The following is a 12,964-nucleotide window of genomic DNA, read 5'->3' on the forward strand; positions in this document are numbered from 1 at the left end:
GCATACCTTAACATTGAAAAAGTTTATTAATAAGAGAAAAGCCTAGTCCATGGACTAGGCTTTTCTCTATAAATAATTGCCATAAAACTATTATTTTTTACTTCCCTTCGCATCAATCCCAATGGCTGCGCCGTTCCTGCTGGAGTCAGCAACGCCCTTGAAATATCCTTCTTTATTATTAATCACGATGCTTTGAACATTGCCGATATCTGTGTTTTCAGCTTTGAAGGAATGACCGAGGGAATTCAGTTTGGCGATCACGTCCGCCGGAATTCCTTTTTCCTTTGTGTAAGAACCTGGTTTGTTGGTGTAAATCCTTGGTTCTTCGACAGCTGCCTTCAGCTCCATATCGTATTCCAGTGAATTGATGATGGTCTGGAGTACGGAGGCGATGATGGTCGGGCCGCCTGGTGAGCCGACGGTCATGACCGGTTTTTTGTTTTCAAAAACGATGGTCGGTGTCATGGAGCTCAGCGGACGTTTGTATGGCTCGACTCCATTCGCTCCGCCTGGAACGGCATCGAAGTCGGTGAGTTCATTATTCAGCATGAAGCCATATCCAGGCACCATGATGCCGCTGCCGAACACCTGCTCAATAGTAGTTGTATAGGATACCAAGTTGCCCCATTTGTCAGCCACAGTGAAATGCGTGGTCTGTCCGATTTTCTTGTCATCATTCTGTTTCACAATTTTATAGTCGCGTGAAGAAGTTTCGTACTTCCATGGATCGCCGGCCTGGAAAGTCTTAGCTGAGTTATCCATGCTGATCAGCTTCTGCCGTTCCTTGATATACGCCGGATCCAGCAGCCCTTTAAGCGGAACATTTACAAATTCCGGATCACCGGCATAAGCAGCCCGGTCTGCATAGGATAGATGCATCGCCTCTGACAGAAGGTGATATTTCTCCCATGATTTGATTCCGTACTGGGAAAGCTTGTAGTCATCCAGAATCTTCAGCATCTGAAGGAGAAACACACCGCCTGAGCTTGGGGGTGGCATGCTCGCAATTTGATAGCCCTTATAATCTCCCCAGATAGGCTGGTCGATGGTAACGCTGTATTTCCTGAGATCGCTGAGCTGCATGTAGCCGCCTTTTTCCTGGACAGTTTTTGCCAGCTGGCGGCCGATCTCGCCATTGTAGAACACATTCGAGCCTTTCGAGCGGATCAGCTTGAAGGTCTTCGCCAGATCCTTCTGGACTAGCTTATCTCCTTCTTTCAACGGTGTGCCTTTATGCAGGAACACCTTTTTTGCTGCGCTTTTATTCAGCTTGTCCTGGCTGTCTGCAATGGACTTCGCCAGCACTGAATCAATCCGGAAACCGTCTTCCGCGAGCTTGATCGAAGGATTGATCAGCCTTGCCATCGGCGTTGTGCCCCAGCGGTCATGGGCGCGCTCAAGACCCTTCAATGTTCCCGGCACGCCGACCGATGTCCCGCTCATCACGCGTTCATTAAACGGAATGGGATTGCCGCTTTTGTCCAAAAACATATCCGGCTTCGCACCGCCCGGAGCGCGTTCCCGGCTGTCAACGATCGTGGTTTTCTTCGTTTTGGCATCATACACCATCATGAAGCCGCCGCCCCCGATCCCCGACATCATCGGTTCTACGACATTCAGGGCATACTGGATCGCAATCGCGGCATCCACGGCATTTCCGCCTTTCTTCAAAATATCCGCCCCAATTTTAGAAGCAAGAGGATGGGCGGACGCCACCATCCCGTCCGTTCCATAATCAACCTGTGAATAGGTCTCCTGTTTCTTGTTTAAAGCAACCGTCTTTGCCGATGTTGAATATGGCGTCGAAACAATCAAAAAACTGAGCATGAAGACAAGAAAAACATAGAGCTTTCTTTTCATAACGTGCCTCCCAGATTTTATTGTGTTCAACTACAGTCTAAAAACACTGTGCGCCAAATAGCAAACAAGAAGATGGAATATTTTGAATTTTAGGGAGAAAGTACCGGCTTTTATGAAAGCTAACATTAAAATAGTGAAACAGCTCTATTGTGACCGTTTCTGGCAGGAACGTACCACAACCATATAGAATCTAACAAGGCAGTCATTAAAAAGGAGGAATTTCTATGTTCCAAACACGCGAAGAATTCTTAAAAACATGGAAATATGAAGCAAAATCTACCCAGAAGGTGCTCGATCAGCTCACTGATGAAACATTGAATCAGCAGATCACACCCGATAACTGGACATTAGGCAGGCTTGCCTGGCACCTGGCAACTGCTGTAGGAGGCCTGGCTTCTGTTGTCCAGCTTTCAGAAGGAACGCCGGCAAAAGATTATCCTGTTCCAGATTCCGCCAAGGTAATCGCAGACACCTACCGCAAGGACAGCGAGGCTTTAGCATCTGCCATCAACGAGAAATGGACAGATGCTGCTCTATCAGAAGAACAGGATTTCTTTGGCAGAACAATGACCAAGGCTTCAGCCCTGTACTTCATCCTTCAGCACCAAACCCACCATCGGGGACAGATGACCGTCCTCATGCGCCAGGCCGGCCTAAGGGTTCCGGGGGTATATGGTCCATCCAAGGAGGAGTGGGCGGACATGGGGATGAGTGCTCCGAAGAATTAAATAATGTAATAATGAAGGAGGGCATACAAAATTGTATGCCCTCTTTTAATATCCATGGCTGAGGGATTCAAATAAATTTAATTATTAATATTCTAGGGTCTTACTTAGTTTCATTAGGAATTTCTCTTCCTTTCAAACTAAAAACAGTATTGCTTACAGCCATTTTTAATAGTTGCAGTCAGCAAGAGATGAACCTAAATATTGTCCGTTTGATAGAATTAAACCAGCATATAAAGATAATCATCTTAGTGCCTGGTTGTTGTCGATTAATATGAAAGATCATAAAGAAAAATGGACTATTTTTCCATAAAACTAATATTCTAAAACTGCTGGAAAAAGATACAAAATCATATATATTTAAGTTAAATAGAGAAATATAGGAGTTTAACGTAGCTATTTTCCAAGCAGAGAGGAAGTAAGTATGCAGACTTTAACCGAATCGTACATAGATTCCCTGGCGCCCAATGCTTCTGCGGTGAAGAATGGGTGGGGATTGGTAAAAAAGAATCAGTTTCTGGCGTTACATAGGAGTGAGGATGGGTCGCTTTTATTTGGAGAATGCTCGGGGAGCGGAAAGGGTACTTACCGGACTTCCGTTGATTTTGCGGGTGAATCACCCGTTCCGCGCTGCAGCTGTCCAAGCCGCCAGTTTCCCTGCAAACATGCGCTCGGCCTGATGTACAGCTTCGTCAGCGGTGCCGGCTTTACGGCGGCACCTGTGCCCGAGGATATTTTGGAGAAACGCGATAAAGCATTGCAGATACAGGAAAAAAAGAAAACGAGGGAGAGCGCAGGCGGTGCCCGTAAGGTGAATAAATCAGCCCTGCAGAAGAAATTGCAGGTACAGCTGGAGGGACTGGACCTCTTGGAGCTGCAGGTGCTGCAGCTCGTCAGGCAGGGACTGGCGGCCATGGATCCGAAAAAGCTGAAAGGGCTAGAGGACACCGCCAAGCAGCTTGGCAATCATTATCTAAAGGAAGCGCAGAATGAACTGCGCGGATTGATCCTTCTCTGGCAGAAGAACACGGAGGATGAGCATATTTACCCTCTTGCCTATGAAAAGTTGCAGACGCTGTACGCGCTATGTAAAAATGGCAGGCAGCACCTGGCGGGAAGGCTTGCGGACCCGGAGCTTGCCCTTGACACTCAAACGGGAATAGAAGAATGGCTCGGACATGTCTGGCAGCTCCAGGAATTAAAGGAAAAGGGGTTAACAGCAGCCGATGTGAGCCTGGCGCAGCTTTCCTTCCAATCGATCCGCAGTGAGGAGCGGAAGGAATTCATCGACGAAGGAATATGGCTGAACCTAAATGATGGCAAGCTCTATTGCACCCGCAATTACCGTCCGTTCCGGGCTGCAAAGCATATCAAGGAAGAAGATTCCAGCCACTATATGACAAAAACACCGGAATTATTCATCTATCCGGGAGAAGGCATGAGAAGGGTCAGATGGGAAAGCGCTGAGACAGCTTCCAGTCCGGATCCCGCGGAGATAAAAAAGTTTGCAGAAGCTGATATAGCAGCTGCTTTAAAAGCGGCCAAAAATCAGATGAAACAGCCTCTGGGGGACAAACATCCAGCCGCTCTCCTGAACTTTGCACGTGCCGGCATGGTGGATGGCGCATGGATGCTTGAAGGGCGCGGCGGAGTAAGGGTGTCACTTGTCGAAAAAGAGGGAGAATCGCAGGTGCTGTCCCTTCTTCACCTGCTTCCGGCTGCCGATTTGCAGGACCAGGTGATGCTGGTCCGGTTTTACCATGATATCGGCACAGGTACACTTGGGGCCCAGCCGCTGTCAATCATTACGTCCAACCGCATTGTGCGGCTATTGGGTTGAAACAGGAGAGTGACATATGAGCATACCGATATTGGACGAACTTCAGAAGGATTTAATCCGCCTCACCATCGCCGGAGCAGACCTGGCGGCGGATGATCACAGCATTAAAAAGAAGGTGCCTGTACTGTTGAAAATGGGAGAGAAGGCGCCGGTCTTCAATAAATTGGGAGAGCTTGCAGATACCCTGATACATAAAGAAGAATCAAGGGCCAAGCACTTAATGGAGCTGTCCCAGCTGCTCACTTCCATCCTTTATACAATGGGGAAAACAGGCGGTGAAGGCGAGATGTCTGCGGGCGGCAAACAAGTGGAATATCCTTCAGACATTTCCTATCTTTCCCTGAAGCCGCTGACCGAGGCTTTGACAACCAAAGGGGCGGGACGGGCAGAGGTTATCAGGAGCGCGTTTCAATCCGGAAAGACGAGAGATTTGCGTCTGGTTCTTCCATTAATTAACGCCCTTGATGACAGCTACCAGGAAATTGCGGACTTCGTGGCAGATGAGGTGCTTCCTCAATATGGACGGGATATCCTGCCGCTGATTCAGGATCAATTTGTGGTCAAGGGCAAAAAAGGCGATGCCCGCCGCTTAAAGGTGATGAGCCGTTTTTTAGGTGATGAGGGCCTTCCCCTTTATCTCGAATGCGCCGAGAATGGCTCAGAGCAGGTACGAAACGAAGCACTCGAACATTTACATCACTATGATGAAGCAGAAGAAATTCTTTTGAAATATGCCAAAGCAAAAAAAGAGAGCACAAAGAAGGCAGCGCTCACGGCACTCGCCAAGCGGGGGAGCGCGGCAGCGATTGAGAGCCTGGAGGCAGTACTGACCTCTAAGGACTACGATATGGTTCTTGACATCGCCTTAGAAAACCCATCAAGGGGATTGATGGATGTTATCCTCTCGTACGCAAAACAAGTGAAAGCAGAATTTAAGGAAAGCAAGGACCGTGATATCCAGGATTTATTTAGATATCTGATCAGCGTATTAAATCATGACGGAAACGCAGAACAAATTGAATTTCTTAAAGACGTCATAATGGACAGGACCATGCCGGATATCCTCGTCATGGAAGCATCAGGCAGGCTGATGGACGGCAGCAGGGAAGCACTGCAATTTGTAGAAAGCATCTGCCGGATGCCCGGCCGTTCAGGCATAACGGACGTCTCTTTTATGGCAAGCATGGAGTTCCGCACTCCTGAAGAAATATTTGACCTCTATTCAGGAGATGTAAAGAAAACCCGGAAAGACCCTTCAGGCAGAGCCATTCTTAGTTTCATGGATCAGATGGTCCAATTTTCTCCTGATATAAGGGAATTTGATGAACGGAGCAGGATGAAGTACGGCTGGTACGATCTAGAGGAGAACAGCGCGGATGACATCCAATGGGACAAACGCTGGGTGGACCTGTTGATTTCCCTTGACGAAGAACATCTTGTATACCGGATTGCCCGGCAGCCGGCCGGCGGGGAGCATATTGATTATTTATTAAAAAAGCTTGCGGTTAATCCTTACTTCTCCAGCCAGCGCGGAATGGGCGTCATGATGTCGCTCATTCAGATCGGCTATGAACATACACTTGATGTGCTTCTCGATATACTTAGGAAAACAGACCATAACATGAAGTCGGTAAAATTCCATACAAGCCGGATTGTCCGGAATGTTGGGTTGTTTTTTCTTCTGCCAGGAAGGCATGCAGATGCCCTGCAGGAGGCAGCAGCAGTGACCGGGCATAAGGAACTTAGGGACCGGCTGAATGAAATAGCATTTGAAATGCGCACGAAGGAGAGAGTCTGATGGCAGAGTTGCTGCGGCTTCCAGCCGAAAAGCAGTATGAAGAGGAACTGCAAGAATTAAAGAAGCATGATGAAGGGAGAATCCCGGCCGGGTGGCAGATGTCCCCGCGTTCTGTTCTCACCTTCATAGCGGGAGGAACTGCCGGCAGCCGGGAGATCACTCCGAAATACATCGGAAGCAGGAGGCTGATTGAAATGGCCATCGCTTCCTTGATGACAGACCGGGCACTCCTTTTGATCGGTGAGCCCGGCACAGCGAAATCCCTTCTGTCAGAGCTGCTCACGGCGGCGGTGCATGGTGATTCCGGACATATCATCCAGGGCACAGCAGGGACAACAGAGGATCAAATCAGATATTCCTGGAATTACGCCATGCTGCTCGCCAATGGACCATCGCGGCAGGCTTTGGTGAAAAGTCCTGTTTTCCGGGCCATGGAGAGCGGTTCTATTGCCCGGTTTGAAGAGATATCACGGTGCTCTTCTGAGGTTCAGGATGCCCTCATTTCCATTTTGTCTGAGAAAACCATCTCCATTCCGGAACTGAATGAGGACGTTTCTGCCGTAAGAGGATTTTCGGTGATAGGAACGGCCAATACAAGGGATAGGGGTGTGAATGAAATGTCCTCCGCCCTCAAACGGCGTTTCAATATATTGAATCTGCCAGTTCCTGGTGATATGGAAACAGAGATAGAAATTGTCCAGAAGAGGGTGAACGAGCTTTCTGCCCAGCATCAGCTTCAAGCCGAGCTGCCCCAAGAGGAATTGGTGGAAAAGGTGATCACGATTTTCCGTGAGCTCCGTACCGGCATGACGCTTGACCGCAAGGAGAAATTAAAATCACCGAGCGGCGTCATCTCGACTGCCGAAGCCATTTCACTTTTGACCAACAGCATGGCCCTGTCCGGCAGCTTCGGCAGCGGTCAGGTTACCGACCAGGACATCGCCGCAAGCCTTCAAGGAACAATTGTAAAGGATGATGCGAAGGATGGGATGGTCTGGAAGGAATACCTGGAAAACGTGATGAAGAAAAAAGGATCAGAATGGCGGAGTTTGTATCTGGCCTGCAGCGAGCTGAACGGAGGATGAGGCCCCATATTTTTGGCGTGAGGCATCTTTCACCCGCAGCCTCGATCCATCTAGAAGCGTTCCTGGAGGAGATAAAGCCGACAGCCATCCTGATTGAAGGGCCGTCTGACATGACGCACCTGATCATGGACATAGCGAATCCAAGGTCAAAGCCGCCTCTTGCCATGATGGCATACACATTAGAGCAGCCGGTGGAGACGATCGTCTATCCGCTTGCAGACTATTCACCCGAATACAGGGCGATCCTCTGGGGTGTGGAGCGGGGAGTCCACGTGGAATTCATAGACCTGCCGAGCGGCGTGTCCATGCAGTACAGCATCAAGGAACAGGAAGAGGATGGCGGAAGCCGGCGTTTTGATCTATACAGCAGCCTTGCACGCATTGCAGGTGAACATGACTTTGAGTCCTACTGGGAGCGCTGGTTTGAACAAAACGAAACGCTTCATGATTTTAAGGGGGCAATGGAGGCATTTGGCAGATCGGTGCGAGGGATGGAGGAAGCAGACACTGGAGTCCCGGACGAATATAACACACTGCGTGAGAGATATATGACTGACCGGATCAAGCGGGTGTTTAAGAGCGGCCATTTGCCGCAGCAGACGGTGGTCATTACAGGCGCCTATCATCTTGAGGGACTGCTCGACAGCGATTATTCACTCCCCCTGGAGGATTTTGACGATCTTCCGCAGCGCGCGGCGGGACTGACTCTTATGCCTTATTCCTATTATAAATTATCCGCCCAATCAGGCTATGGTGCAGGCAACCATGCACCCGCCTATTATCAGATGCTTTGGAAAAGCCGGAGGGACAAGGAGCCGGACCGGCTTCCGGCCTATTACCTCACCAGGATCGCGGCAGATCTCCGCCGCTCGGGTTCGGACCGGTCAACAGCCGAAGTTATGGAAGGTGTACGACTGGCTGCGGCACTGGCTTCCTTCAGAAACAGCCGGCCTGTCTTGAAGGACATCAGAGATGCGGCGGCGGTATGTCTTGGGCATGGCGATTATTCGGTAATATCAGATGCCTGCGCAAGGGTGGAGATAGGTTCGAGTGTCGGGTCCCTGGCTGAAGGAGTATCACAGACTCCGCTTCAGTCTGACTTCATCCGCCGGCTGAAAGAGCTGAAGCTTGTGAAATACCGGACGGCCGCAGCTCAGGAAATTCAGCTCGACCTCAGAGAAAACAGGAGGGCAAAGAGCAGGGAAACAGCTTTCAGGGACTTGCTCCGGTCTTTCTTTTTTCACCAGCTGCAGGTTCTCTCCGTCTCCTTCTCGGTGAGACTGGAGATCGAACAGGAATCTGCTTCCTGGGCAGAGCAGTGGAAGCTCCGCTATGATCCCGAAATTGAAATTCAGCTCGTTGAGTCCAATTTGCTCGGTGAGACCGTTGAATGGGCAGCCGCGTACAAAGTTCGTGAGCAGTTGAAGGTTTGTACGAATGTCAGCGAAGCCGCCAGGCTGGTCCGGACAAGTTATCTGTGCGGGATGCTGGAGCTGGCCGCCGAAGCGAGAGCAGCCGTTGCCCGGCTCAGCACAGACACTGCCGATTTCACCGAGACAGCGGAGGCGGTCTGGGAATTAAGCAGAATCACCCAGTACGGTGATGTAAGGGGATTAGACTCAGATGTCCTGCTGCCAGTGATTCAGCGCCTGTTTTTACGGGGCACCCTGCTATTGATGGATGCGGCCGTCTGCAATGATGAAGGGGCACGAACCGTCATGGATGGGATCCAAATCATGAACGAAACCGCGCTGGAATTATATGAACATGTGGATGAAAGGCTATGGTTTGACACGATAACCGAATTGAGCCGGCGCGATGACCGCAATCCTCTCCTGTCTGGATATGCCTGCGGACTGCTCCTTGAAAGAAACAGAATCGATTCCGCGCAGCTTGAAGGAGAAGTGTCGCGGAGGCTTTCACCCGGCATACCTGCCGATCTTGGTGCAGGCTGGTTTGAGGGTCTGTGTATGGGAAATAAATATGCCCTCCTCTCAAGATCCTATCTATGGGAGAGGGTGGACACCTATATATCCGCATTGACTTCTGAGGAATTCCGGCGTGCCCTGGTCTTCCTGCGCCGGGCCCTGACCGCTTTTTCTGCCTCGGACCGTGCAAAGACGGCTGAGCTGCTGGCCGGCATCTGGGGTGTGGACGAGATAGGGGCCAGTGAGTATTTAAATGAAGAACTGTCCCAATCGGAAGAAGACATGATAAACGAATTGAACGACTTTGATTTTGGAGACTTGTTATGAACTTTAATGATGAAAAAATTAGGAGATGGAGACTGGTCCTCGGCCAGGCGGCTGAAAAAAGCCTGCCGGGTGATGACAATGCGTCCCTGCTTACCCGTGAGGAGCAGCTGATGGATGCCGCACTCTCAGCTATTTATGAGGAAGGGGAAGCGGGACTCGGTTCAGGGGCAATACACCTTTCTAAATGGCTTGGGGATGTGCGCTCATTTTTTCCCGAAGACGTAGTCTCTGTCATTCAAAGCGATGCCATCCAGAAAAAAGGACTCACTCAGTTATTATTCGAGCCGGAGACCCTCAAGAACATCAAGCCGAGTATTGAGATGGTCGCAGCCCTGATGGCACTTAAAGGACAAATTCCAGAACGAACCAAAGAGACTGCCAGGGAACTGGTGAAGGCGGTGGTCGAAGATATTAAAGCCCTGCTCGAAACCGAGGTGCAGCAGGCCGTCAAGGGTGCAGTCAACAGGACAACGCGGACGGCTCTGCCGGGTGCAGCCCGCGATATCGATTGGAAATATACCATAAACCGTAATCTGAAAAACTATGATGCTGAACGAAAAATCATCATTCCGGAACGAATTTACTTTTTTGATCATGCCAAAAAGAGCAATCATTGGCACATCATCCTTGATATCGACCAGAGCGGATCCATGGCTGACTCAGTAATATATGCCTCGATCATCGGTTCCATATTCGCCAGCATTCCGGCGCTGAAAACCAATGTGGTAGCGTTCGATGACACTATCGCGGATTTGAGCGAAAGCTGCCAGGACCCTGTCGACATGCTGTTTGGCATCCAGCTTGGCGGCGGAACCGACATCAACAAATCACTCGCCTACTGCGGCCAATTCATCACCGACCCCGAAAAAACCATCTTCATCCTGATCTCCGACTTATACGAAGGAGGCAACCAGGCAGGAATGATGAGGCGCATGAAAGAAATGAAAGAATCCGGTGTCAGGGTCATAGCCCTCCTTGCTCTGTCCGATAAAGGCATCCCTGACTACGACGAAAGCAATGCCAGAAAACTCGCCTCCATGGGGATCCCATGCTTCGGATGTACGCCGACAAGCCTCCCTGGGCTCCTGCAGGATGCCCTTGAAGGAAAAGACCTTGGCAGATGGGCAGGGGAGTATAAGGGGAAGCGGTGAATGGAGAGTGAGCGGGAAAATCAGGTGGATTTTGATGAATTTTGACCGTTTTCTTCGATTTCCGCTTAAATAATTCAGTTTACTAGTTTTGAATGACAAGCACCGCCTTAAAAGCTGGCTGCGGGGCGTTTACTTGCGAACTTTGGAATTTACTTGCGGGGATGGCAAGTTTACTTGCGGAACGGTGGATAGCAGAAATCAGAAACAAACTAAAACACGTATAACGGATATTGCAAAGTCCATTTCATTTGAAATAACATAGGCAGTAGGTTACAGAAATAATCGATTTTAAGTATTAAATAGGAGATTTTTCATGAGACTTAGGAAATTAATACTTGTTAATATCTTCGCAGTTGTATCTGTACAAGCTTTGTTCCTTTGTATGGAGAGGATAAAACCGGCAGCTGACATCTCCTTGATTTCACTGCTGACTATTCTCCTGACACCAATTATATTATTTGTACTCAATTATAAGATAGAGATTAGAAGAGAAAAACCGTGTTATCTACTAAATTCTATCCTGATTCTAATAGGCTGTGGACTTGGAATGACTGTATATTTGTTCAGTTCTGGTTTCACTTTAGACCATTGGAGACTAAATCATAGAGATTATGAAACGTTTGCCATAGGAATGTTACTAGTGAAAAGTAGTGCCTATCAATGGATATTTGGCAGTATCATTTGTATGATATTACTGCGTATTACAAGTATAAGAGCTATTAGAGCAAATAAATAAATGAATAGAGCGACTTGCATTGGTGGGAGTCGGCACATTTTTGGGAGATTGCGAGTGTTAACAGAACAATGGTCAGCTTTTCCGTTGTTCTGTTTTTATATCTAATAGAAAGCAATATGGGTGTTTTTTGCTGGTCTTCGTGACTCTGTGGTTCAAATGCTGCTTGTTTAATTTCTAGTTTTCTAGTTTTGGGGTTGTTACTTGCTGAAAGGACAGCTTTACTTGCGGAAATGCACCATTTACTTGCGAAGATTGGAAATTACTTGCGAAAATGGCATTCTTACTTGCGAAAACAGTAAATTCACTTGCGGAAATTGCCTATTTACCTGCGAATCATAGTGAACAGCAGAAATTTGAAACAGACTAAAACAAAGAGGTGTAATGATGGGATCAAAATTCGCCAATATTCATATTCAGACTAATGATATAAAGGGCATAACGGATATTATTAACCAGTCTCATACACAAAGTTCTTTCTTTATAGAGGTAAAAAGCAATTGGATCAGCATATACAGTGACAGCTACCATTGGGAGGGCATAGAGCAGGAGGCGAAAGCTTTTTCAAGCGAGTTGAGCCAGCCTGTTTTATCGGTTGGTTATTTTGATGATGATGTTGTGGAAATAGCATTAATCCAGGATAAGCAGGTTATCACAAAGCAACTTTCCGGTTATGGAGCAGAGGATTACGGATTAGACCCTGAAAATATGAACATCGATTTATTTAAACAAACCTTACAATTAACCATAAAGAATGAAGAATTAGAAACAGCCTTGGAAATGGAAGATATCAGTGAGATTGTAGAGGAAATGGGGAAACTCCTCAATCTCGAGCTTTGGCAGAAGTATGAGTGGATTGAAGAAGAAGGAGAAAAAGAAAAGTATCTGCAGGTTAAATCATTGTGAGTCTGGAAAAAGAGTATTACCAGGGACAGAACTTTTGGAAGAAATCCCCGAGCGGGAAAAGGATAGATTACGAGTTAAATGATACAGTTGTCGCACAGGCAGAAGCCCTTTTATCCGTGAAATTCCCGCCCTCGCTGATTCGCCTGTTAAAGATTCCAAAATGGGGGAGAGCTGGAATATCCATATTTTCTTCTTCCGGTGATGGATGAGGATGGCAGCCGTTTCGATAGACAGGAGCGGTTTCCATCCATTGAACCGATTCATTTTAAGAAGGATGATATGAGCCTGATGTCCTCGCAGGAGCTGCTGGCGGAAAGGGGATTAGCAGATAATCGGTTAATCGTACTCTGGACTGACTTCCACTATTGGGTGGTGCTTGATTACCTGGAGCAGCATGCTGATCCTGCGGTTCTGTTTATAGGAGTGAATTTTTCGGCTTCCACTTATGACAGGACGGCATGGGAGTATATTAGACAGACAGATAGTTTTGATGAGTTCCTGACAAAGCTGTACCGCATCAAGGGCAGATAGAAACACAAAAACCGTTTTTCCATAGTGGGAGGACGGTTTGTATATGGAAACAGTAATTTGATCCTTTTCCATATCAGTAT

The 12,964-nt window shown here is 48.1% G+C and carries 10 protein-coding genes; 9 read left to right on the top strand and 1 reads right to left on the bottom strand.

Annotated elements, in window-relative coordinates; genetic code table 11:
- Positions 1–90: 90 nt before the first annotated feature.
- Positions 91–1,860, bottom strand: coding sequence for a gamma-glutamyltransferase (gene ggt, locus V1501_RS08880; protein ID WP_409292680.1), 1,770 nt, complete (start codon positions 1,858–1,860; stop codon positions 91–93).
- Between the two features lie 224 nt (positions 1,861–2,084).
- Here ggt and V1501_RS08885 point away from each other — a divergent pair, with 224 nt between their 5' ends.
- The 9 genes from V1501_RS08885 to V1501_RS08925 all read left to right on the top strand — a co-directional run bounded on the left by V1501_RS08885 (position 2,085) and on the right by V1501_RS08925 (position 12,884).
- Entirely contained in the window at positions 2,085–2,588 is a 504-nt protein-coding gene (locus V1501_RS08885) for a DinB family protein (protein ID WP_409292682.1), read from the top strand.
- Between the two features lie 421 nt (positions 2,589–3,009).
- Positions 3,010–4,425, top strand: a complete 1,416-nt coding sequence (locus V1501_RS08890) for an SWIM zinc finger family protein (RefSeq protein ID WP_409292683.1) — start codon at positions 3,010–3,012, stop codon at positions 4,423–4,425.
- A gap of 16 nt (positions 4,426–4,441) precedes the next feature.
- Positions 4,442–6,223 carry a HEAT repeat domain-containing protein gene (locus V1501_RS08895; protein ID WP_409292685.1) on the top strand — a complete coding sequence of 594 codons (1,782 nt, stop codon included), beginning with the start codon at positions 4,442–4,444 and terminating at the stop codon, positions 6,221–6,223.
- Positions 6,223–7,308 carry an AAA family ATPase gene (locus tag V1501_RS08900; protein ID WP_409292686.1) on the top strand — a complete coding sequence of 362 codons (1,086 nt, stop codon included), beginning with the start codon at positions 6,223–6,225 and terminating at the stop codon, positions 7,306–7,308. The genes V1501_RS08895 and V1501_RS08900 overlap by 1 nt, the downstream gene beginning before the upstream one ends.
- Positions 7,263–9,563, top strand: a complete 2,301-nt coding sequence (locus tag V1501_RS08905; RefSeq protein WP_409292687.1) for a DUF5682 family protein — start codon at positions 7,263–7,265, stop codon at positions 9,561–9,563. The genes V1501_RS08900 and V1501_RS08905 overlap by 46 nt, the downstream gene beginning before the upstream one ends.
- Entirely contained in the window at positions 9,560–10,714 is a 1,155-nt protein-coding gene (locus V1501_RS08910; protein WP_409292688.1) for a VWA domain-containing protein, read from the top strand. The genes V1501_RS08905 and V1501_RS08910 overlap by 4 nt, the downstream gene beginning before the upstream one ends.
- A 1,117-nt stretch (positions 10,715–11,831) precedes the next feature.
- Positions 11,832–12,353: a hypothetical protein gene (locus tag V1501_RS08915; RefSeq protein WP_409292689.1), complete on the top strand. Its 522-nt coding sequence runs from the start codon at positions 11,832–11,834 to the stop codon at positions 12,351–12,353.
- Positions 12,350–12,562, top strand: a complete 213-nt coding sequence (locus tag V1501_RS08920) for a hypothetical protein (protein ID WP_409292691.1) — start codon at positions 12,350–12,352, stop codon at positions 12,560–12,562. The genes V1501_RS08915 and V1501_RS08920 overlap by 4 nt, the downstream gene beginning before the upstream one ends.
- Before the next feature lie 70 nt (positions 12,563–12,632).
- Positions 12,633–12,884, top strand: a complete 252-nt coding sequence (locus tag V1501_RS08925) for a hypothetical protein (protein ID WP_409292692.1) — start codon at positions 12,633–12,635, stop codon at positions 12,882–12,884.
- Positions 12,885–12,964: the final 80 nt, after the last annotated feature.

This window comes from Paraperibacillus esterisolvens (assembly GCF_046237625.1).
Classification (GTDB): domain Bacteria; phylum Bacillota; class Bacilli; order Bacillales; family DSM-1321; genus Paraperibacillus; species Paraperibacillus esterisolvens.